Raw genomic sequence first — 22,520 nt, 5'->3', positions numbered from 1 at the left:
GTATAATTGGACAGTTAGAGAATTTGCCCGAAAGATAGGAGCGAGTGATAAGGAATGGATTTAAGATCAGATTTACGTAATATTGCCATCATTGCCCACGTAGACCACGGGAAAACAACACTTGTTGATGAACTTCTTAAACAATCAGGTACTTTTCGTGAAAATGAAAATGTGGATGAACGTGCAATGGATAATAATGATATTGAACGAGAGCGCGGAATCACCATTTTAGCTAAAAATACAGCGGTACGGTACGGTGACACCCGCATTAACATTATGGATACACCTGGTCACGCCGATTTCGGCGGTGAGGTAGAGCGAATCCTTAAAATGGTAGATGGTGTCCTTTTAGTTGTAGATGCTTATGAAGGCTGTATGCCTCAGACTCGCTTTGTATTAAAAAAAGCGCTTGAACAAAAATTAACACCTGTCGTGGTGTTAAATAAAATTGATCGTGATGCAGCTCGTCCTGAAGAAGTTGTCGATGAAGTTCTTGACTTATTTATCGAATTGGGTGCGGACGAAGAGCAATTGGACTTTCCTGTCGTATATGCATCTGCAATACAAGGTACAGCTAGTGCTGATCCTGAAAAGCAAGACGATGATATGACGGTTTTGTTTGAAACAATCGTCGATGCTGTACCAGCCCCTGTAAACAACAGTGGAGAGCCATATCAATTCCAAGTAACCATGCTCGATTACAATGACTACCTTGGCCGTATTGGGGTAGGTCGTGTGTTCAGAGGAACCATTCGATCCGGCGACCAAGCTGCGCTAATTGCCAGAGACGGATCTATTAAAAAATTTCGTATTAGCAAGCTCTTTGGTTTCATGGGGCTGAAGCGACTTGAAATTGAAGAAGCTAAAGCAGGAGATTTGATCGCAATCGCAGGTATTGAAGACATTATGGTTGGGGATACTATTTGTCCTGTTGACAACCAAGACCCGCTTGAGCCGGTGCGTATCGATGAGCCGACTCTACAAATGACATTTCTAGTTAATAACAGTCCCTTTGCCGGCCGCGAAGGCGATTATGTCACAAGCCGCAAGCTAGAAGAACGACTAAAAACACAGCTTGAAACAGACGTAAGTTTACGTGTTGAAAACACTAGTTCTCCTGATGTTTGGAAAGTATCTGGACGAGGAGAACTTCACTTATCAATTTTAATTGAAAATATGCGCCGTGAAGGCTATGAACTTCAAGTTTCAAAACCTGAAGTCATCATAAAAGAAGTTGACGGTGTTATGTGTGAACCTGTAGAACGCGCGCAAGTCGATGTGCCTGAAGATTATACAGGCGCTGTTATGGAATCACTAGGTGAACGTAAGGGTGAAATGATCGATATGGTCAATAAAGGTGACGGACAAGTTCGCATGGACTTTATCGTGCCTTCTCGCGGCCTGATCGGTTATACAACAGAGTTTATGGCTCAAACAAAGGGTTACGGAATATTAAATCATACTTTTGATGGCTATCGCCCTGTAGCTGAAGGTCAAGTCGGCGGACGTCGTCAAGGTGTGCTTGTATCAATGGAAACAGGTAAATCCACTCCATACGGAATGCTGGGTGTTGAAGAACGAGGAACTCTCTTCCTAGAGCCTGGTACGGAAATATATGAAGGAATGATTGTTGGGGAGCACAACCGTGATAATGATTTAACGGTAAATATCACTAAACTTAAGCAACAAACCAACATCCGTTCCGCCACGAAAGAAAGCACTGTTACGATGAAGCGTCCGAAGCTGTTGACGTTGGAGGAAGCTTTGGAATATTTAAATGATGATGAATACTGTGAAGTCACACCAGTGTCCATTCGACTTCGCAAAAAAATCCTCGATAAGAGCATGCGTGAACGAGAAGAAAAGAAAAAGAAATTAGCGACAAAATAAGCATATGTTCAGGCTAAAGGTAAGTCTCATTGATTGAGGCTTGCCTTTTGGTTTTTGGAGCAGATTCAAGCAGCACTTTTTCAAAAAACCATAAAAAAATCCCCTCTCATATAATGAGGGGGATCGATTGTTACTTATTTTTGTACGTTAGCAGCTTGTGGTCCACGTTGACCTTGCTCGATTTCAAAAGTAACTGTTTGACCTTCGTCTAGTGATTTGAATCCTTCACCTTGAATCGCAGAGAAGTGTACGAATACATCGTCTTGTCCTTCTACTTCGATAAATCCGAAACCTTTTTCTGCGTTAAACCATTTTACTGTACCTTCTACCATGGGTATGTGCCTCCTGTGTGGGTTTTTCCCACAAATGTATTACTATTTTTGCTCTTCATATTGATTCAAGATGAAATCACTTAGAGAAGTTCTTTTTCATGAATAATATCCGAACATCAATAATTATTATCATTGTAGCATGGTTTTATACAAAAAGAAAGAAAATATATGAGACTTTAACAAAACTTTCTATTTCAGTTTATGTTTTGCGCCAAAATAGAAAAAACCACTTACATTAATTCCTCTTGAGTATTATCCAAACATCAACAATAATCTTATTGTAGCATTTCCCACGTCCAAAAGATATAGCCTATTCAACAATTTTCAAAACAAATTCCCAGCTGTTCCAACCTATTTGCATTTCATCAATAATTGCTGTAAGATTGATCTTAGTGCTAAAAGCACGAAGTTATGAACAAATCTTCGCAACAAATGAATCTTTACATGAACGGAACCATATAAAATTCAGTTTTGGCATCTGTGAAAACTTTGTTTATCCTTATTTACACTGGCGCGACCTCGGAGTCGCAAGGATGGAAAAGAGGTAGGGTTTTCATTATTTAAGATTTACAAGACATGCAACACAGAATTACTACCGCGGCATTACGTCGAGGGTTTAAATAATAACTTAATTATTGAAACAAACCCAGTTCTACACTAGAGCTGGGTTTTTCTAATGTCTTTTTTTATCTTAGTTATTGGATGGTCGGTCCATAATAAGTAATGGGTCTTGTTCATCGAATTGTGGATATTTATCGGGATGAAGAATGCTTGCTATTTTTGCGAGTCCAATTAATAACCTAGGTGATGGACGACAGAAAAAGGGTTCTTCTAAAACAAAAAGCTGATCTTCTTGAATTGCCGTTATTTCCTGCCACCCTGGTCTTTTTAAAATAACCTTAGGTTGTACTTTCTCTTTTTGAACACCTACCCAGACTACGGAAATGACATCTGGATTCCTATTTTTTACATCTTCCCAATCAGTCTTTACGCTGGCAACGGGTTGATCTGCAAAGACATTATTTCCGCCTGCTAATTCACTCATTTCTGTTAACCAATTTTCCTTCCCAGGGGTGAATACAGGCTTTGGCCACCACTCCCAATAAATCGTTTTTGGCTTAGTAATCGTGGCACTGATTTCATTATATGTAGTCATGATTTCCTGAAAGCGTTTATACACCTGTTCGGCTCTGACAGTTGTGTTTGTTTTCTCACCTATTAATTGTAAAACATCTCCAACCTCATTAAGTTTTTTCGGGTTTGGGACTGTGTAATAAGGAATGCCTCGCCGTTCTAACTCTTCAACATTTCGTTCCATTCCCGGCACAGACAAAGAAGCGAGTACCAAATCAGGCTTTAAAGCTTCGACCTTATCCATATCAATATTCAAATCGGGTCCTAATCTTGGCAAAGATTGAATCTCCTCAGGCCAATCGGAAAAGTCATCCACACCTACCAAGTGAGAAGTAAGGCCTAAATAAGCAATAAATTCAGTATTACTAGGGCAGATCGATATTAATCTCATGATTTCCTCCTTGTTTAAAAACAGCGTTAGCTTACGCCGCTTGTTTTAAAGTCTCAAGGATGCTTTTCCCTTGAGACGAGCGGTGTGAAGGTAGCTGTCTACTTATACTTTCAAAAAACTTTTAAGATGTTTTTGTTGATGGAATATTCGATCACCTTTAAAATAAATGAAAGGTTACCTCACATTTCATTTGAAAGGTATGAATATCATGAAAGATTTCCATTTTTGCGCGTCTTGTGTACACTTTGAAACACTGAAAAAGAAAGGTTCTATTCTTTATCGATGTAGCCGTCTTGGTTATGAAACGAAACCGGATTATAAGTTCAACTGCTGGGAGCCTAAAGAACAGGTTAGGAAATTAATAGAAAAACATAAAAAGTAAAAAAGAGGGCTTCTTACACACTTTGTTAAGACACCCTCTCATGCTATGCCTCATTTTATTTATTTGCAGGGTCTTCCCCGACAATTTTTACTTCCAATTCCAAATCCACCCCAAAGGTTTCCTTCACTGTGTTTTTTACCATTTGTATTGTGGAAATGTAGTCAGTAGCAGTAGCATTGGTCTTATTAATGATAAATCCTGCATGCTTTGTTGACACTTCCGCTCCTCCAACGCCTTTCCCTTGCAAACCGCTATCTTGAATAAGCTTTCCGGCGAAATACCCTGGTGGGCGCTTGAAAACACTACCTGCTGAAGGGTATTCAAGAGGCTGTTTTGATTCTCTTTGAAATGTAAGGTCCTCCATCTTTTCTTTTATCTGGATGTGATTTCCTGGTGCAAGGTTAAATACTGCTTCCATGACCATATAGCCCTTTTTACCAATAATGCTTGAACGGTAGTCAAGTTCAAGTTCATCTTTCATTAAAGTAAGCTGCTCCCCTTGGTTAGTCACTACTTTTACGTGATCAATAACGTCCTTAACTTCACCACCGTAGGCACCAGCATTCATCACCATTGCCCCACCAATCGACCCTGGGATGCCACACGCAAATTCCAACCCTGTAAGATCATGACGTAAAGCCAGCTTAGAAGCATCTTTAATATTAGCCCCACCTTGTGCAATAAGCTGGTTTCCTTTAACGGATAGTTCGTTTAGTTTACTGAATTGAACGACAATCCCACGAATTCCTCCATCTTTGACGATCATGTTCGATCCGTTTCCTAATAACATAAAAGGAATCTGTTTTTCATAAGTGAGTGCAAAAACGTCCCTTGTTTGCTCATAAGTTTCAGGCGTTACAAAAAAATCAGCATTTCCACCTAGTTTCGTTAACGTATGGTTTTTCATCGGTTCATTGCATAAAACATTTTCCGATGAACAAATTGAAAGTAAATACTCATAAATTTCACTGTTTGTCATGTTCGATCCCTCTAACGTCATTATTTTACTATTTTAGTATTATGCATTTTAACCAGAATCGCAACCGATTCAATCACTTTTCGACAATTTCTCTATTTTTATTGGATTATCGTATCATGAAAAAGAAGTTGTCATGACCTAATTTCGGACAAACCTCTGATCAATTTTCGTCAGTTCACTTAAAAAAATGAAATTGTATAGCTAGTTTGTTATAATAATTTTAGCTTATTGTAAGCAAATTTAGAAAGGTTGTGAAAGAGTGGATATTTTCACTTTTCCAGACGGAACTCAAGACTTCACATATGCTTATTTCGCTATGATTGGATTATTTATTGTCACTTGGTTTACCATTTTCACGCTCAAACGCGCACATAAAAAGGCAAAAAAAGAAGATAAACGATATACAGTTTATGAAATGGGAGAAACGAAAAAACGTGCTGATCATTAATCTTCAGCACGTTTTTATGCTTTCCTCTTTTATACACGATGACAGTCTTATGTTTCGGGTTATGATTTAACTTTACCATCCCGATACTCTGCTTAAAACGTTGATGTCTGCATTTTTGTTTTTTCCTGTAAAAACTCGCTAATCTGTTTTTTCCCCTTTAGCCAATAGACTTCTTTTCGATTCCCTATTGACTGGAACCGGTCGATTCGCTCTTTCATCTTCTGTTTACGCGGATAATAAGTAGTAATGATGAACTTAATAAATGGCCAGTCCAGCTTTTCTTTACACCCTGGCCCCATATCATCACGGGTTTTTCCGATATTTGTGATCCACCGTTTTACCACTCTGAACAAACATGTCGTTAGCGGTACTTCTAAATAAATAATCGTGTCTGCTTTTTCTGCTCGTATGTCATATGTATTGCTATAATTCCCTTCAATAATCCAAGCTTCCTTTTCCATAACTTCTTTTTGATAAGCGGTAAATTCTTCAAGGCTCGCTTTAACCCAACCAGGTTTCCAAAACAATCGATCAAGATGACAAACATCAAGGCCAGTTATTTTTCCAAGCTTTTTCGCAAACGTGGATTTCCCTGCACCTGCAGAGGTACCCAAAACCATAATTCGCTTCATGCTTCACCTCACTTATCTGATTTCAACGACGTTTCATCACTCCGATTGTAAAGGGATCAGAGCGTTCTTGAATTGCATTGATTACACCACTACTGATCTCCTCATGTGTTAACCAACGATCTCCTTTTACACCTTTTATAAACCCAAGTTGGATCTGAAAGTACGCTTGCAGATTCTCTAATTGCAGCTGTTTTTTTACGGTCGTAAGATCACTTCTGCTGCCAAGTACATGAAAAAAAATCAGCATTAGTAAACATTTCTTCTCTTAGCAGCTGAGACAAGCTCTCACTGCCTTGTGAATGAACCCACGCTACAATAAGTGAAAATGCCCCGTATTCCTGAATGGCAACCTTTATCTCGTTCTGGAAATAAGAAGAGTTTTGATAATCAGCGAAAATTGGGTTTAGCATTTCGCCTTCTTCATAATGGTTAATTAAATTATCCATCTTATTTTCAGATCTTCCTACCACGGAGACATAGTATCCTTGAGTTACCAACCAACGCGTAACTTCTTTTAGCATACCAGTACCGCCAATTACCAGAGCGTGCTTCATATGAAGGGTTCTCTCCTTTTACTATTTAGGCTCTTTCCTAAAAGATTGTTACTATTGGCTTTTGGAGCGTTTGGCAAGTGAATGATTCTACCTATCTCACACTTTAAAAATAACGATTCTGAAGCTTATCATCTCTTTCATGTCGTTCGATCGCTAACACAATTAAACGATCGATTAATTCAGTATAGCTTACTCCACTAATGTCCCACAGTTTTGGATACATACTGATCTTAGTAAACCCAGGTATTGTATTGATCTCATTAATAACAAGCTCACCGTTTTCTAGTAAAAAGAAATCTACTCTGGCCATCCCTTCACAATTTAAAGCCTCAAACGCTTTAATTGCTTGCTCTTTAACTGTTTCTACCTCTACTTCAGTCAAGGTTGCTGGAATGTCTAACAGAGCACCCTTTTCATCGATGTATTTTGCTTCATAAGAGTAAAAGTCACCTTGAGGTAAAATTTCACCAACAGCAGAAGCGATCGGATCATCATTCCCTAATACGGCACACTCGATCTCGCGCCCAATCACACTTTTTTCCACAATAATCTTATGATCAAATTGAAAGGCTGATTCAATTCCAGTTAAAAATTCTTCTTCGTTACTTACTTTGCTTACGCCAACTGATGACCCCTGGTTAGCTGGTTTAATAAAAAGAGGTAAACCGAGTTCATTTTTCACATTTTCATATGAAATCTTATGGTGATCGCACTTTTTAAACGTTAATGACTCTGCTACAGATAATCCGGCGTCTTTTAATAAACGTTTCGCAATATCTTTATCCATGCTAACTGCTGATCCAAGAACGCCAGCACCCACGAATGGTAAGCCAGCTAGCTTAAACATCCCTTGAATTGTCCCATCTTCACCTAAAGGTCCATGTAGGATGGGAAAAATAACATCAAGCTGTTCTATACTTGAAGCGTTCGTTACATTTATCAGTTGCGACTGGTCTTCTCCTGGAACGACAGCCACTCCTTTATTTGTCTTATTTAATTCAATAAGTTTAGGGTTTTCTGCATTGAGTAGATAGCTGCTGCTTTCGTTTAAATGCCATCTTCCTTCTTTATCTATTCCGATTAATAAAACGTCGTATTTGTCTTTATCGATTGCATCATACACATTTTTTGCAGACTGAAGGGATACTTCATGCTCAGCTGATTTACCCCCAAAAATAATACCTACTTTTTTCTTAGTCATTAGTCAAACTCCTTTTTAAAATGAATAATCTAAGTATTGTTACCAATTAATAATGACGAATAACATATGATTTACATTGTGAAAACTTTACAATCTATATGTAGAACTTCATATGGTGCTTTTCATCTTGATAATATTCGAGACGGTCTTGGAGCGTGCCTGTATGAAATTCAAACTTATGGCCATCTGGATCTAAAAAATAAATGGATTTTTTATCTCGTTTATCTCTTTTTCGTCCTTCAAGGATCGTAACGTTCTCATACCTAAGCTTTTCATACATTTCCTCTATATCCTGTTCGTCAATGGTAAAAGCAATATGGGTGTAGGATTTATGAATGTCACTTCTCGGAATATCTTTCTCTTCATTTAACGCAATCCAGATCCCGTTCAAATCAAAATAAGCGGTTGACCTTCCTTTAACTAGCAATTTTGCATAAAATATTCTCTTGTAAAATTCTACTGATCTGTCTAAATCAGATACAGAAAATAAAAAGTGGTTAATTCCTTGGATTTTCATCTTTTTTCACCCTATTTTAGTTTAATATAAGTTAAGTCCTTTGTCTTAATCAGTGGCTTTTTTATAAAAATCGTTACTATTTATTTTCAAAAACAGCTTAATTAAAAAAACTACAATAACCGTAATTCTACAAAAGTTTCGATAACCCTGCTTGCAAGTTTAATTTGATGATAATGAAAACGAGGAATTTTCAAAATTGGGGTGTCTAAATGTTACATTCACAGTTCACGATGATTATTCCCTAACTTTTCGTAATGATTCGATTCAGTTGTTAAGACAGGCAAACCTTCTTTTATAACAATAATTTAAATAAAGCTGTATCGAGAGAAACCACTCTCAACCGCATCTGCCCCCTTTTATAGTAATGTCCAGGCGAATCTCCACATTGCTCATTTATGGTTGAAAATCCGATCAAGTAAGGGTATCAGCTGCTTGAAAATAATTAAACGCCAAAGGTATATGACCTTTGGCGTTTAACATCCTATGATCTTTTCGTGTCCAATGGCTTAAGTTTCTCTTCAATTTCTTCACGTTTTGATTCAAAAAATGGTGGCAAAGCTAAGCTTTCACCTAAGCTATCCAGGCTCTCATCAGTATCAAAGCCCGGTCCATCTGTGGCTAACTCAAATAAAATTCCGTTTGGCTCCCTAAAGTAAAGGGACCGGAAATAAAATCTATCTACGAAGCCAGAGTTCGGGATTTGCAATTGCTGAATTTTTTGCACCCATTGTTGAAGCTCTTCTTCATTCTCCACTCTGAAAGCAACATGGTGGACACCGCCTCTTCCCATTCGTTCTGGAGGAAGGTCTGACCTTTCTTCAATGTGAACTTCTGCTCCGTTTCCCCCTTCTCCTGTTTCATAAACGAGAATATCAGATTGATCATCTACTGAGGATGCGTAGGAGCGATCTGTTTTTCGAAAACCAAGAATTTCAGTCAATACTGTAATAGTAGAATCCGGTTTACGGACCGTTAATTTTACTGGCCCTAATCCGGTTGCACCTTTTTCTTGTGGCACAGGTGCTTTATTCCATGGCCTCCCTGGAGAAACACCTGAATTTTTTTCATCAGAAACAAAAGTGAGTCGTTGTCCTTCAAAATCCTCAAAGTCCAAATACTTTTTCCCAGCTCGTTCGACGATTTGACTTCGTTTAACACCGTAATCGTCAAGCCGCTTTTCCCAATAAGTTAATGCCTCATCGGATGCAACACGTAGTCCAATAGTGGAAATGCTGCTTACCCCTCCGTGATTTTTAGCAGCCATTGGTATTTCAAAAAAGGTCAGTTCAGTCCCTGGATTCCCCTTTTCGTCACCATAAAACAGATGGTAAACGGATGTATCATCTTGATTTACCGTTTTTTTAACTAAGCGCATGCCTATTACTTCTGTATAGAAACGGAAATTTTCATGAGCATTCGCTGTGAGTGCAGATACGTGATGGATTCCTTTGATATTCATAATACTCCTCCTCAAATGATCTAGTTAATTTGCTCAATACTGGATAACTTTAGCCTACCGTTATTCAATAGCTTACTTTTTGTAAGTAAAATATATCGCAATTAAATTATATTGTCAATAGAACGAATATCATTCCCTGGTACGATTGCACACATCACGTTCATAAATGTTTTTTGCACATAAATTCAAGAAAATTAGTCAAGCTAAAAATCCCCTTAAAGAAAAGGCGCATAGCGTTCTTTTCTTAAATACGGCTTAGCTTCCGCCGAATGTTTTAAAGTCTCATAAAACGAGAGCGCGAAGGTAGCAGTACGCTCTATACTTTCTGATCTTTCAAAGAAAAAAGACTGCCAAAAGACAGCCCTACTTTGTTTTTCCCCAAACATCATCAATTCGTGAAGCATATTTAATGCTATTAATCACACCGATGTGCATACTATCATGACCAATTAAAAGTTGAATAAGCTCCTCACCCGTTTCCATACCGCGAAATGACTTGGTTAAACGAGCGTTTAAAATTGACTTTTCGTTTCGAAGAACCCACTCTTGCTGTTCCTTAAGTAATAAAATAATTGTTTCGAGTAAAGGCACATCTCTACCTTCCCAATCCGCAGGGCTCGTCCCATTTAAGAACAGTTCACGAAAACCAGAATCTAATTCTTCTTTTTCGTCACTTAATGGTTCAAGCTTGTGGTTCAAATTGGCGAGGATATGTCCTGCATTCCAGCGGATATTGTTTTTAAATCCATCCGGCACATGATCTGCTAACTCTTCTGAAGTAGCTGAAATTGTCAAAATCGCTCGTTCCCGCCACAGTTGAAATGCTTTTAAAGTTCCATTCATAACGGTTAACCTCCCCCATTTTAAATCGAAAGCTTTACGCGTACTTCCATATCATTTAACGATTTTAAAATTTTCTGCTCTGATAGATTTAGTTGTAACTCATCGAATAAAAAGTCTTCCAAAGCCTCTATTTCACAGATGATTTGTGACAATTCTTTACTAATATAGGTCGTTTCTTTTCCAGCTATGAGTTTCTTTTTGTAGCGGTTATATTTTTTATCTAAGTCCTCAATTTTTTCATAAACCGTATCAATGGAGCCGTATTCTTGTATGAGAGGCAAGGCTGACTTTTCCCCAATTCCCGGGCATCCTGGAATGTTATCACTACGATCGCCTAACAATGCTTTTACATCAACCCACTGATTGGATTGGATTCCGAACTCCTCTTCAAAGTGACCATGTGTATAAACAAACTCTTCTTTTCTGCGATTAATGATTTGTGAAACGCTAGGGCTAAGGAGCTGAAATAAGTCACGGTCGTTACTGTAAATAAGACAGCTCCCTTCACCTTCCGAAGACCATTTTGTTGCCAGCGTCCCGATCACGTCATCGGCTTCATAAGCAGGAACGGTAATTTGAGCAATATCCATTTTATCCAGCATATTTGTTAAGGTCTCATATTGTTCAATTAATGGCTCCGGCAAATCATTTCGCTGTGACTTGTAAAAATCATGCTCCAGACTCCGCGTGGTTTCATCACGCTTCACATCCCAAGCAACGGCTAGATGAGTAACGTTGTGTTGAGAAACTAAGTTGAAAAGTTTTTGGAAAAATACCCGCAGCGCATTCGTATACACCCCTTGGCTATTTCTCAACTGTTCATCACTACGCCCATAACTGGTAGCGAAGTACCCTCGGCTTAATAAGTTGAATCCATCGATTAGCAACAGTGTTTTTTGTGTCATTTAAATCTCCTTTGTATTACCTTTTAGAAATATTGTACCACTCCTCATAGTAAAGCGAATACCTAGGTTCATTTCTACTTTGTTCATGGTAAAATAAGGGTGCCACATTAAAAGGAGGAGTATCTATGGTTGAGTTAAAGGCGAAAGAATTTCATCGATGTATTTCGTTTTTAACCCGTAAAACACTAGTGGACATCCATTCCTTTGTGCACGGCCCCCACCCAAGCAGAACTGTTTCTTGATAAAGCTGATCAACCCACCCTCGCCCTCGTTTGGCCGGGCACTAATGATGGTTTTTGTTTTATAGGAAATCATGAATTAGTTTATTTGTAGTACTCTTGATACTCAAATAAAAGTTGGTTAACATAGTCAATGAGGTGCAGTTATTGAACGGTTATTTGACGACAGTCTATTGGAAAAGACCGTTCAGCGCGTTATCGTTACGAGGAAAATAATGTTTTAAATGACATCGGAAATAAGGCGATAATGTTAACTAAGGGTACGGGAAAGGTGTTACGATCCGCCTTCTTTAAGAATGCGTGCAACGGAATGTTTTCCCAATTTGGGATTGTATGAATAACAACATTCTATCTATAAAACTAGCTGAATCGTTAGGCTTTACGTTGGATTTTAGTGATCAGGTTTATGAGTTCGTATTTAAAGGAAGGATGGTTGAAAAAATGCAAATTTCTCCTGAAGCACTACAGTTCCTTAAAAAGCTCCAAGGCAAGCAATCAAAACCAGGTTTTCGAATTGGCTATAATGAAAAAAGCACCTGAGGAGCTTCAAAATTTAAATTAACTCTGGATGAGTTAAATACGAATGACGAAAAAGCGCAGATTGATCAATTGTTATTTTTCTTTGATTATGAAGTTGCACCACATATTAATCGCCTTAATATTACAATGGAAAAAGGAAAGCTCCGTCTCTTTGATAATGCTAAAGTTTAGTTTTGAGCCACCACCTCTACTTTTATCCGATCAGGATCTTCGAAATAAACCGCGTAGTGATCAGGACCGCCAGCAAATGGGTGTCGGTCATTATACAGGATCGTAACATTTCTCTCTTTTAAATTTTTTGTTAGCTGATCTACCTCATGTTTCGTTGCCACTTGAAATGCAAGGTGGTTCAAGCCAACTCGGCTACGGTGATAAGATATCTCTAGAAATCTCTTTTCTGCTTGGACAAAAACAAGGTAACAGTCGTGATGTCTCCAACTTACTCCTTTTTCCCACTCCTGGTACTTTTTATATCCAAGCTCTCCAAGAAGCCAACCCCAAAATGGTTGTGAAGAAGCGAGATCTGACACATAAATTTCAACATGGTGTAACAAGTAGTTCCCCTCCCTATTTTTTTCACATACAACTATCATCTCACTGGAATTTTCATGGAGCGGCACTTGATCCCAACCTCCGTAAAATCCATTACTCTCAAGAAGTAAAGTAATTTTAATTCTTGCGGAAAAACATAACTTAAACGAATCGTATGAAAGGCAATTTCTTTCCTTTCATGGAATTTAGTCGTTTTATAATGAAGGATTTGCATGAGCGAATCATAACTTTCTATTGTTTTCACACAAATATGTTGACCATTTTCATTTTGGTATGTAATCTCTTCTTCCCCTTCAGAAAGAAAGCCTTTAGCATCAGAAAATTGTGTGGCAAAGATGAACGTTCCACCTGTAGATAAGTGAGCTTGTACCGATTGAAGGAGCTTCCATCATCTTATCTGCTCCTTTTGAAGCGTAAGATACTCAGCACGCAATAACGAATAAACAACCGTATCATGGAATTTTTCCCCATCAAAATCGGTTTGTCTCAAAATTCCGTCACGGTGAAAGCCGTATTTGAGCAAAAGCTTTTCTGATCCTTTGTTTCCTGCAAAAATATCTCCAACTAACCGGTTTAATTTAAGTGTTTTAAAAACATAAGATAATATTTCAGGTAAAACCTCCGTCATGACACCTTGCTGTTGATATTCACTTCTAATGACAGCATTCATCTCCGCTTTTTTGTGCCAGTTGTCAAGTTTGTGTAAACGAAACACTCCTACCATGCAATTGTTTACTAGATCAAAAATCGTCCATGGGAGTTCTTTCTTCTCTTCTAGGAGAGTCAGATAATGGGCTACTTTCCCCCTCATTTGCTCTTTCGTTTCCACAGGATGTGGAGTGATAAATTTCATCGTCTCCTTATCTCTCATTATCGAAAATAGCTCATCTGCGTCTTCACGCTTGATTTGGGTTAGTTGATAGTTTTCAGTTTCTATCAAGGGAACATTCATTTATTAACCTCCGCTTTTAGCTTTTTTCGAACAGCCTCTGCATAACGTATACTATTTTTCGGCCATATTGGTACATATCGGTGATTTAAAATTTCTTCATACGCCATCCAATATACACCTGCAACTTCTTCATGGCTTTTCGGATGGGCAATTCCACTTTCATATTCACAAAGAAACACAATATCAACAACATGTATGCCGGTATCAGAAACAAACGAAGTGTTATGTACGTAGTGCATGCCTTCTTTTACACGGATACCAACTTCTTCTTCAATTTCACGTTTTAATGTTCTTTCTAAAATATCTGTAGTATTTCCTTCTCTCTCTGCCTTTCCACCAACTAACGAGAGCATGCCTGGACCATGGTCTTCTTTTGCACTTCGCTTGATGATCAACCACTTACCATTATGAAAAACAGCCCCTTCAACATTGACGATAAACATATTAATCCCACCTATTAGACTGAAAATTTCGATAAATAAGGCTTATTTTCATATTTTACCATGAAACTGGAGTACGTGAAATTTAAATACTCAATGATAATGAGACAAAAACAGACTGCCTCCAGTATAAAGAGACAGTCTGAAAAGACGATTAATGCAATTCTCTCTCTAAAAACGAATAGAAGTCAACCCACTCATCAATGAGCTTTGAAGTAGGTTTTCCGAGTCCGTGACCAGCTTTTGATTCTAATCGTAAAACAACCTTAGAATCAGCACTCGCTTTTTCATTTAGTGTTGCGGCAAACTTTTTCGCATGAGCAGGAACAACCCGGTCATCACTTTCAGCTGTTGCAATGAGTACAGGTGGATAAGTCGCCCCCTCTTTTACATTGTGTAGTGGGGAATAGCGATATAAAAACGGAAAATGGTCCGCTTTTTCCGGGTCCCCGTATTCCGGCATCCAGTAACGGCCAATTGTAAATTTGTGATATCTGAGCATGTCGATAACAGGAACACGACATACTACAGCACCGAAGAGGTCAGGTCGTTGCACCATACATGCAGCCACTAAAAGCCCTCCGTTTGAACCACCCATGATTGAGAGTTTACTTGATTCCGTGTACTCGCGTTTGATTAACCATTCACCGGCAGCAATAAAGTCATCAAATACATTTTGTTTGTTCTCAAGCATGCCAGCTTTGTGCCATTCTTCTCCATACTCCGCACCGCCACGCAGATTTGCCACAGCATAAACCCCGCCTTTTTCTAACCAGCGAAGGATTGATGGATTAAACGCTGGTGTCTGGCTTACGGTAAATCCCCCGTACCCATAAAGGATTACTCGATTTTTACCGTTTAGCTCTATCCCTTTTCGATGAGTAATAAACATCGGCACCTTTGTTCCGTCTTTAGATGGGTAGAAAACCTGTTCAGTAACAAATTGATTTGTATCCACAGATAACGAAGACCCTGCAAAGACATCAAGACGTCCATTATTGAAATTGTACTTATACACGACAGTTGGATTCAAATAAGACGTGAGGCCAAAATACATGTCCTCGTCTTCTTTTCCTCCGGTAATATTTGTGAGCGATCCGATAATCGGCAGGCCTATGTCTCTTTGGCGGTATCCTTTTAGATCATAAATCGTAAGCTTATGATGTGCATCTTTAAGATAAGCAACAACAAACTTACCGTTCACGCACACGACTTCATCGATGGTATCGTCTGTTTCAGCGATAATTTCTTTCCATGACGTTTTTTCTGGAGCGTTTAAGTTAATTGCAACGACACGTTTTTTAGGTGCATCCAGGTCGGTTTGAAAATAAAATGTATTTCCTTCGTTAGTGATGTAATTGTATTCGGCATCCTGTTCATCAAGTAATCTTGTAAAAGGTACTGACGAATGGAGAGGTTTTACGTAGAAACGGTTTTGAGCAGCAGTACCAAAGCGAACATGTAAGATTAAAAACTGCTCATCTTCAGTTACTGATGGTGCAAAGAGAAGCTCTTTATCTTCTGGCTGTTCATGAATAAGTTCATCTTCTGTTTGCGACGTTCCTAGTTTATGAAAATAGACACGATTAAAATTAGCTTCGTCTTCTTTTTTCACTGTACACGTTTCTGGAAAACGGCTATAGAAAAAACCTGAATGGTCAGGAGCCCACGCCAAAGGGGTAAACCGCACCCATTCAATTACATCAGCTAAATCAGTACTTTTATCAATATCGCGGACGTGAATCTCCTGCCAGTCGCTTCCGTGAACAGAAGTTGAATAAGCTATGTATCTACCATTTCGACTGAAAGAATAGTTTGTCATCGCTACTGTTCCATCTTCACTTAAATAGTTTGGATCAAGGATCACTTCTTCTTGACCGTCCTTGTTCATATATAATACAGCTTGATTTTGCAGCCCAATATTTTTTTGATAAAACAAGCGATCGTTGACTTTTTTAGGTACAAAGAATTTCGAATAATTCCAGAGCTCGGTTAACCGTTCTTTATCTTGTGTTTGCGATTGGCTTTTTGAAAAGTAAAGGTCGCACTGGTTTTTCCAATGCTCTCCCCACATTTTTGTTTCCTCCGATTCAGGATCTTCTAACCATCGATAAGGATCTTCTACGATTGTGCCATGAAAATCTTCAGCAACCTTACTCTTTTTTACTGTTGTCATATAATTGCCTCCCTTAAACATTTCTCGCTATTATTCTTTCGACAAGCGAAATATGAAGTCCTTTGATTTCGGTGAATTTTATAAGCTTTAGTGAGGTTTGTAGACAAATTGCGAGATTATTTTTTCCTAAAAACCAGCCATAGACCAAGGAATATGAAGATAGCTACAACTTCTAGGCTTAAAATATACCATGGGTAAGGGCCTAAAAAATCCAATAAACTACCGTCACCGGGTTTTTCAGTTAGAAACCAGTAGTTTCCTCCTACTCGATTATTCACCCAAACGATAACCGGTAACAAAAGGTTAAGAAAGAGGAGCGCTTTCCAAACAGAAGCAAATGTTGGCCTGTAATCACGGATGATCGTAAAATATACAGCAACCCAAATAATCAATATATGTGTAGAAAAGAAATGAATAAACCGAAAATGGGGCAGCCCATAGGAAAGGACAGGTGTAAAAATTGCCTGTAGTGCCCCTGCGACCCCAATAAATAAAACAATCTCATGCGTAGCCCTGTGCTTTGTAAGCAGAACAATGATAATAAGGATTAAGCTAATATTACATAACTCAAGAGGCAATGCGTGATCTTGACGCCAGTTACCTGTCGTGACAAGCCATATATGGTAGCCAAGTTCAATGAAGATGAGTATAATAGCCAGGGTAACTTCAAATCGCCTAAGTGAATACCTATTCAATCGATTTTTTAATAGGTATAAAGCGATGATGCCCGCAGCTAAAACCGTAATCATGAATAGGTGCTGCCAGGAGAACATTGTAAAAGGAGTTAAACTTGGATCCGCTTCAAACCATTTCATAGGATCCCCCCAATTTAGGCTAGTTTTTAGTGATCAAAGGCTCCTAAAATATAGCGTGTAAAGAAGGTAAACGGTTTAACCCCTTCTTTACGACTATACTCACAAGTAAAAACACATACGATTTGTTTTTCCGGAACAATAAAGATATATTGTCCACCACTGCCAGCTGCGTAATAAAATGAAGACAGGCGTTTTGTTTCAGGATTCACCCACCAGTGGTAAGCATAACGCTGGTTTCCCATATCTGTAGGTAATCGGTCTACTGTCGACTCCTTAATCCAGTTTGGATCAATGAGTTGGACACCTTCCCACACTCCGTTACATAAATAAAGGTAACCGAATTTCAATAAGTCATATACTGTCATTTCAATACCAAACCCGCCTGTAGAAACCCCTTGTGGGTCAGCTCTCCACTTATAGCTTCGAATATGTAATGGCTGGAACAAATAACGGTCAGTAAATTCAGCTGTATTTATTCCCGAGGATTTTTGAATTACCGCACTAAGCAAATGAGAATTTCCACAAACATAGGTCATTTTTGGTCCGATATCCTCTGTCACGGGTCTACTAAGGATATAGTTAAACCAGTTTTCTGACTGAACAAGTGGTTTATTCCCTTTCCAATCTATTCCTGAATTCATCATTAATAAATCTCTTAGTGTTAACTGTTTAAAAGAATCACCTAGCTCTCGATCAGGAAAAAAATCGATTAAGGGAGTCTGCAAATCAGTTATGTACTCGTGCTGAAGTGCAAGTCCTAGCGAAGCAGAAATTATGCTTTTCGTAATTGAGTTAACTGTATGTAATTTTTCAATCTGGTGCTTGTCTTTTGCGTATTCAAATTCGATTTGTCCATTAACCAACACCGCACATGCATTTACCGGCTCTTGTTGAAGTATCTCATCAAGAGCATTTTGCTTATCTATATCCATAGCGGATTGGCTCTTTGAAACAATTTTAAATGGGTGTGGATTCATTAAACATACGACTCCTTTTGCCGTTTTCTTCATTATACATGAAAAAGGCTGTCCTCTCTTTTGTAGGAGGTCCAGCCCTTCATTTTATTCTATAGCCCATTTACGGTCATTTGTAAATGAAACGGTAAGCCATTTAGTGAAGTTCAAATCTTGAATGTGGAAGGTCAGTTCTTCCCTTATCTGATCCTGTTGTGCGATAGTCAAGTCTTTAGAAACTTCATTTACTACAAAATCAACCTCAATAAACAGCTTACTCCCCACCTTTGATACACGTAAATGCGTTTCATCAAACTGGTATTTTCTTTCGATTCTTTGCGTACTCTCTTCTAGAATCGATTTAATTTCTTCACCAGGAGACATTTCTAACACTTCTCTAAGTTGTTGTTTAATGGATGTCACTGGCACTTTAATAAAATAACCAGAAACAAGGATGACCATCAGTGGGTCAACAAAGGCTGTTAAGTGGGCAAAAGGTGTTAACGTTAATAGAAATGCGATGAAAAAGCCAATCATCACTCCAGCACTTAACAACGTATCCATTAGCCATTGATTAGACTCTGCCTCAACGAAACCAGACTTGATTTTTTTTTGTCCAGCTTTTAAAAAGCGATAAACGATGAATCCGCCAACTGTAGCAACAATTGCATACAGAAGCGCAAACCCAGGATCTACTTCTCTTCCTCCTGATAGCAAATCAGAAACAGCCGAGGAAAGAGCGAACAAACAGAGGATTAAAATAATGAAATATTTAACAATAATCACGAGTGGTTCGAGCATTTCTTTACCAAACGGAAATTGTTTATAGTCATGTTTTTGAATATACGAAGCTGATAACAATGAAAATAGCGATAAAATAACACTAATTAATGAATACACACCATCGAACAAGATCATTTGTGAATGGACGAGAATACCCCAAACGATCGCAATAACAGCAAACGCTAACGCTCCATAAACCGACATGGCTAACAAATGCTTTTCTTTTCTCATCTTAGCACCTCATACAATCCATTTCTGAATGACTGTCAGTCATTATTGGTGTAAAATATAAAACCTTAATACATCGACAGTTATAGATCTTTAATTTTAACATCCCGAGGCGAAATTGTCAATAAAAGTTAGCTTGCCGTCAAGCTTTATGGCCAGCTGCCTTCACGCCGCTCGTCTCAAGGGAGATGCATCCTTGAGACTTTAAAATATGCGGCGGAAGTTACCGGTATTTTTAATAAAAGACCGTTATGCGGATTTTCTTCTTTCATGAGAGATCTTTTTGTATTGATAATACATATAGCACCCTACACAGAAACCCATTAAAGCAATAGATGCTGCAATGGTCACCATACCAACTGGAACCCATACGCCCCAATGGCTCCAAATGATACTTAACAAGAAACCAATTGTTAATAAAACCGCTGCAATCGTTTGATTAAATCGCTGTAAAACAACGGCTTCTTTATCATCGGTAGAAAGGTCTTTTTTTATAACCTTCGTAATAAAAAGCATCGCAGGATTAGCTTTTTGTCCAAAAAGTAATGACCCATATACAATAGCTACAGTTAGACCAAGTAACAGTGAACTTTGCAGTAAAATTGATAAGATGGTCAAACCGACGAGCATTGTCTGATTAGCTTTAACTAATGTAACCGGAATCTCCTTCATCCTAATGCCCCCTCTCCCCTCTATTATAATCTAGTTTACTAAAATAATACGGCATAGTAAAAGGAAAAATGAAGTCTCCAATTATTCAAGAGCTTTGAAAAAAATAAATTGAAGATTATAAATTGGTGGCTGTTAAAAACAGTGATGATAATTATGAGAGTAAGTTTAAATTAAAAATAAATCGTCCATCATGCTAAAGATAGTAAGAAAGGGTGGTTAAAAGATGAAAGGTAGTAAAAACCAATTTTGGATTATAACTGCAGTTTGTTTAGCCTTGATCATAACCGGTTGTGCTGGTGATGATGAACAAGGTTCACCATCACAAAGCGACGATGGTTACATAAACAATCAATCTGTCTTAGATCACGGTATTTATGATGAAAGCAGCGGTGAACACTCTGAAGACTATGTCGAGACACTATCTTCAGGTTCAGGATTTAACTTTGGTGAACTGAAGTCCAATGCTAATATGATCAACACAAATAACGAAAAAATTGGTCAGGTTTCTTTCTATGCACTTGATGATCAAATGGTCGTCAAAGCTGAAGCAAAAGGTTTAGAGCCAGGATTTCACGGGTTTCACATTCATCAAAATGGAGTTTGCGAACCCGATGCTGCCGAAGGTCCTTTCATGAGTGCAGGTGATCACTATAACCCCGGTGGTACAGACCATAGTAAGCATACAGGCGACATGCCTCCATTATATGTGGCATCAGATTCAACTGCCTTTCTTGTTGCTAAACTGGACCGTTTCACCCCCCAGCAACTAGTCGATGATAACGTAGCTGTGATCATTCATGAAAAAGCAGATAACTTTGCCAACATTCCGGATCGCTATCAATCAACTGAACAAGATACACCAGGTCCTGATGAAGAAACACTAAGAACCGGCGACTCCGGAGACCGCGCCTCCTGCGGCGTAGTTGAAGGGGCCTGACCCCGCACAATTTTGTGTAAAAATAAGCCACCCTATTGACATGGGTGGCTTATTGGTATCCTTCTCTACTTCTGCGTTTTATGTATGTAAAGAGTGCCTCACTTCTCCCGCTCTTGCTTTATGCTTTATGACACACTCCCCTCAAACTCACATCATTTTATGATTGCATTTGCGATAAACTTCTAGTAAAATACCAAAATTGTGAGCATTTATAACCTATTTATTGAAATAGATATTTTGTCCCGTAAAAGGAGGATTGGATGTTACTTCTACAGGATGAGACGAATAAAACGAAAGACGAACTCATTCAAGAGAAATCTGATCTTGAGTTTCAAATGTTTCGAATGCAAGAAAATATAAAAAAAATCGCCAAACGATGGCATGTTTTAGGTATTGACCAAACGAAAGAAGACCAATGGGTTATCCTTTATGCCACAGATGACGGCGAAACATGCAAAATCATGCTTCATGACTGTAAAACTCCATTCCATGGGAAATGGGAGTTTTCAATTCACGCCCAATATACCGACCAAAACACCATTCATATTGATGACATTCGTGGAGAAAAAAATCGCGGATTTGGCTCTGTCTGTATAAGACACCTAAAAGACTATGCTCAGGAACAAAACATTCAATATTTAGTAGGTGATATCGCTAAACGTGACTGGGATCACGTCGATCGTCTCGTACATTTCTATGAAAAACATCATTTTCAAGTGACGTTACACCCAGTTCAGAAATCAGGCAAAATTATTTGGAACCCAACTCAATAACCTCAAATTCCCCGCTGTCCCCACCCACAATTTTACACAAAATTGTGCGGGGACAGTCCCCCTTTCTGGTATTTATCTTGCATACACTGGTCAAAAGGGGGGATTACATGAGTTCTCAATTTCAATTGCCTGTTGGCGTGAAATCTTGTGTGTACCATTCGGGTAAGGTAACGTTATTTTATCCTCAAGTTAGAAAACTTGTTGATCCGCACGTTCAGGCAACGATAAATGATAGGATTTATCGAACAGTCACAGAAATCTATCGCGATCAAATTCAATCTCAAACTGGAACACTTGATGAGATGTTAGGGAATTTTGAGATTAAAACGAATGAGCGGGGCTACTTTAGTATTATATTGAGCAATTATACGTACTCTTACCCAATGGCACACGGACTCACTCTTGCCAAGGGATTAACGTTTGATACGAACACAGGTAACCTTTATTCTCTTTCACAACTTTTCAAACCGAACTCAGAATATGTAAAGGTCTTGTCTAAACAAGTTTCCGCTCAAATCAAAGATCGGGAACTCCCTCTTTTAAATGGATTTACCTCAATCAAGCCTGAGCAAGACTTTTATCTTGCGGACAAAGCATTAGTCCTCTTTTTCCAGCTTTATGACATCACTCCATATTACGTTGGATTTCCGATGTTCCCAATCTCTATTTATACACTTCAATCACTTGTTTCCGACGTTAGTCCGTTAGCCAAACTATCCATTGACCTTGTCTAACCTTAAACATTGAAGTAGTCTCCAAAGGTCAATGACCAACCTTTGGAGACCCCTGCGAT

Annotated in this window: 25 protein-coding genes; 6 read left to right on the top strand and 19 right to left on the bottom strand. The window is 38.5% G+C overall.

The window, feature by feature from the left end:
* The first annotated feature begins 54 nt into the window (after positions 1–54).
* Complete coding sequence (typA, locus tag CDZ94_RS02880; protein WP_096435030.1) at positions 55–1,890, top strand: translational GTPase TypA; 1,836 nt, start codon at positions 55–57, stop codon at positions 1,888–1,890.
* Positions 1,891–2,024: 134 nt separating this feature from the next.
* Here typA and CDZ94_RS02875 read toward each other — a convergent pair whose 3' ends face one another.
* The 3 genes from CDZ94_RS02875 to murB all read right to left on the bottom strand — a co-directional run bounded on the left by CDZ94_RS02875 (position 2,025) and on the right by murB (position 5,108).
* Positions 2,025–2,222 carry a cold-shock protein gene (locus CDZ94_RS02875; protein ID WP_026689653.1) on the bottom strand — a complete coding sequence of 66 codons (198 nt, stop codon included), beginning with the start codon at positions 2,220–2,222 and terminating at the stop codon, positions 2,025–2,027.
* Positions 2,223–2,913: 691 nt separating this feature from the next.
* Positions 2,914–3,747: a cobalamin-binding protein gene (locus tag CDZ94_RS02870; protein ID WP_096435029.1), complete on the bottom strand. Its 834-nt coding sequence runs from the start codon at positions 3,745–3,747 to the stop codon at positions 2,914–2,916.
* A gap of 437 nt (positions 3,748–4,184) precedes the next feature.
* Positions 4,185–5,108: a UDP-N-acetylmuramate dehydrogenase gene (gene murB, locus CDZ94_RS02860; protein WP_096435027.1), complete on the bottom strand. Its 924-nt coding sequence runs from the start codon at positions 5,106–5,108 to the stop codon at positions 4,185–4,187.
* A 259-nt stretch (positions 5,109–5,367) separates the two neighbouring features.
* Here murB and CDZ94_RS02855 point away from each other — a divergent pair, with 259 nt between their 5' ends.
* Positions 5,368–5,556 carry a hypothetical protein gene (locus CDZ94_RS02855; RefSeq protein ID WP_096435026.1) on the top strand — a complete coding sequence of 63 codons (189 nt, stop codon included), beginning with the start codon at positions 5,368–5,370 and terminating at the stop codon, positions 5,554–5,556.
* 92 nt (positions 5,557–5,648) lie between these two features.
* Here CDZ94_RS02855 and CDZ94_RS02850 read toward each other — a convergent pair whose 3' ends face one another.
* From CDZ94_RS02850 to CDZ94_RS02815, 8 genes are all read right to left on the bottom strand, one after another.
* Entirely contained in the window at positions 5,649–6,188 is a 540-nt protein-coding gene (locus CDZ94_RS02850; protein WP_096435025.1) for a P-loop NTPase family protein, read from the bottom strand.
* A gap of 22 nt (positions 6,189–6,210) precedes the next feature.
* A complete protein-coding gene (locus tag CDZ94_RS02845; protein WP_096435024.1) occupies positions 6,211–6,435 on the bottom strand; it encodes a Rossmann-fold NAD(P)-binding domain-containing protein in 225 nt (74 codons plus the stop codon).
* Complete coding sequence (locus CDZ94_RS02840; protein WP_096435023.1) at positions 6,398–6,742, bottom strand: SDR family NAD(P)-dependent oxidoreductase; 345 nt, start codon at positions 6,740–6,742, stop codon at positions 6,398–6,400. The genes CDZ94_RS02845 and CDZ94_RS02840 overlap by 38 nt, the downstream gene beginning before the upstream one ends.
* Before the next feature lie 103 nt (positions 6,743–6,845).
* Positions 6,846–7,943, bottom strand: coding sequence for a D-alanine--D-alanine ligase (gene ddlA, locus CDZ94_RS02835; RefSeq protein WP_096435022.1), 1,098 nt, complete (start codon positions 7,941–7,943; stop codon positions 6,846–6,848).
* A gap of 94 nt (positions 7,944–8,037) precedes the next feature.
* Positions 8,038–8,460: a metallothiol transferase FosB gene (gene fosB, locus CDZ94_RS02830; RefSeq protein ID WP_096435021.1), complete on the bottom strand. Its 423-nt coding sequence runs from the start codon at positions 8,458–8,460 to the stop codon at positions 8,038–8,040.
* A gap of 481 nt (positions 8,461–8,941) precedes the next feature.
* Positions 8,942–9,919 carry a ring-cleaving dioxygenase gene (locus CDZ94_RS02825; protein ID WP_096435020.1) on the bottom strand — a complete coding sequence of 326 codons (978 nt, stop codon included), beginning with the start codon at positions 9,917–9,919 and terminating at the stop codon, positions 8,942–8,944.
* A 363-nt stretch (positions 9,920–10,282) separates the two neighbouring features.
* Positions 10,283–10,762 (bottom strand): DinB family protein, encoded by a 480-nt coding sequence (locus tag CDZ94_RS02820; RefSeq protein ID WP_096435019.1) that lies wholly within the window; start codon positions 10,760–10,762, stop codon positions 10,283–10,285.
* A 20-nt stretch (positions 10,763–10,782) separates the two neighbouring features.
* Entirely contained in the window at positions 10,783–11,667 is an 885-nt protein-coding gene (locus CDZ94_RS02815) for a 5'-3' exonuclease (RefSeq protein WP_096435018.1), read from the bottom strand.
* 539 nt (positions 11,668–12,206) lie between these two features.
* On the opposite strand from CDZ94_RS02815, the gene CDZ94_RS02810 reads away from it, so the two are divergent.
* Positions 12,207–12,446 carry a GNAT family N-acetyltransferase gene (locus CDZ94_RS02810; protein WP_096435017.1) on the top strand — a complete coding sequence of 80 codons (240 nt, stop codon included), beginning with the start codon at positions 12,207–12,209 and terminating at the stop codon, positions 12,444–12,446.
* A 167-nt stretch (positions 12,447–12,613) separates the two neighbouring features.
* On the opposite strand, the gene CDZ94_RS02805 is transcribed toward CDZ94_RS02810, so the two are convergent.
* The 8 genes from CDZ94_RS02805 to CDZ94_RS02770 all read right to left on the bottom strand — a co-directional run bounded on the left by CDZ94_RS02805 (position 12,614) and on the right by CDZ94_RS02770 (position 20,017).
* The gene (locus tag CDZ94_RS02805; protein ID WP_425352518.1) at positions 12,614–13,000 is read right to left on the bottom strand and encodes a VOC family protein; all 387 of its coding nucleotides are present in this window, start codon (positions 12,998–13,000) and stop codon (positions 12,614–12,616) included.
* A 386-nt stretch (positions 13,001–13,386) separates the two neighbouring features.
* On the bottom strand, positions 13,387–13,950 hold the full coding sequence (locus CDZ94_RS02800) for a GNAT family N-acetyltransferase (protein ID WP_096435016.1): 564 nt from the start codon (positions 13,948–13,950) through the stop codon (positions 13,387–13,389).
* The gene (locus CDZ94_RS02795; protein WP_096435015.1) at positions 13,947–14,393 is read right to left on the bottom strand and encodes an NUDIX hydrolase; all 447 of its coding nucleotides are present in this window, start codon (positions 14,391–14,393) and stop codon (positions 13,947–13,949) included. The genes CDZ94_RS02800 and CDZ94_RS02795 overlap by 4 nt, the downstream gene beginning before the upstream one ends.
* Positions 14,394–14,544: 151 nt before the next feature.
* The gene (locus CDZ94_RS02790; RefSeq protein ID WP_096435014.1) at positions 14,545–16,566 is read right to left on the bottom strand and encodes a prolyl oligopeptidase family serine peptidase; all 2,022 of its coding nucleotides are present in this window, start codon (positions 16,564–16,566) and stop codon (positions 14,545–14,547) included.
* A gap of 116 nt (positions 16,567–16,682) precedes the next feature.
* Complete coding sequence (locus CDZ94_RS02785; protein WP_096435013.1) at positions 16,683–17,381, bottom strand: YwaF family protein; 699 nt, start codon at positions 17,379–17,381, stop codon at positions 16,683–16,685.
* 26 nt (positions 17,382–17,407) lie between these two features.
* On the bottom strand, positions 17,408–18,358 hold the full coding sequence (locus tag CDZ94_RS02780) for a serine hydrolase domain-containing protein (RefSeq protein ID WP_157911690.1): 951 nt from the start codon (positions 18,356–18,358) through the stop codon (positions 17,408–17,410).
* A gap of 84 nt (positions 18,359–18,442) precedes the next feature.
* Positions 18,443–19,348: a cation diffusion facilitator family transporter gene (locus tag CDZ94_RS02775; RefSeq protein WP_096435011.1), complete on the bottom strand. Its 906-nt coding sequence runs from the start codon at positions 19,346–19,348 to the stop codon at positions 18,443–18,445.
* 246 nt (positions 19,349–19,594) lie between these two features.
* Positions 19,595–20,017, bottom strand: a complete 423-nt coding sequence (locus CDZ94_RS02770) for a DUF4395 domain-containing protein (protein ID WP_096435010.1) — start codon at positions 20,015–20,017, stop codon at positions 19,595–19,597.
* A 223-nt stretch (positions 20,018–20,240) separates the two neighbouring features.
* Between CDZ94_RS02770 and CDZ94_RS02765 the strand changes: the two genes are divergently transcribed.
* The 3 genes from CDZ94_RS02765 (at position 20,241) to CDZ94_RS02755 (ending at position 22,461) form a co-directional block, all read left to right on the top strand.
* A complete protein-coding gene (locus CDZ94_RS02765) occupies positions 20,241–20,954 on the top strand; it encodes a superoxide dismutase family protein (protein ID WP_096435009.1) in 714 nt (237 codons plus the stop codon).
* A gap of 260 nt (positions 20,955–21,214) precedes the next feature.
* Positions 21,215–21,727 carry a GNAT family protein gene (locus CDZ94_RS02760; RefSeq protein WP_096435008.1) on the top strand — a complete coding sequence of 171 codons (513 nt, stop codon included), beginning with the start codon at positions 21,215–21,217 and terminating at the stop codon, positions 21,725–21,727.
* A gap of 107 nt (positions 21,728–21,834) precedes the next feature.
* Entirely contained in the window at positions 21,835–22,461 is a 627-nt protein-coding gene (locus CDZ94_RS02755; protein ID WP_096435007.1) for a DUF3298 and DUF4163 domain-containing protein, read from the top strand.
* The last annotated feature ends 59 nt before the right edge of the window (positions 22,462–22,520 follow it).

The organism is Alteribacter populi (genome assembly GCF_002352765.1).
In the GTDB taxonomy this organism is placed as follows: Bacteria; Bacillota; Bacilli; order Bacillales; family Salisediminibacteriaceae; genus Alteribacter; species Alteribacter populi.
This window is presented reverse-complemented; position numbering and strand designations above follow the sequence as displayed.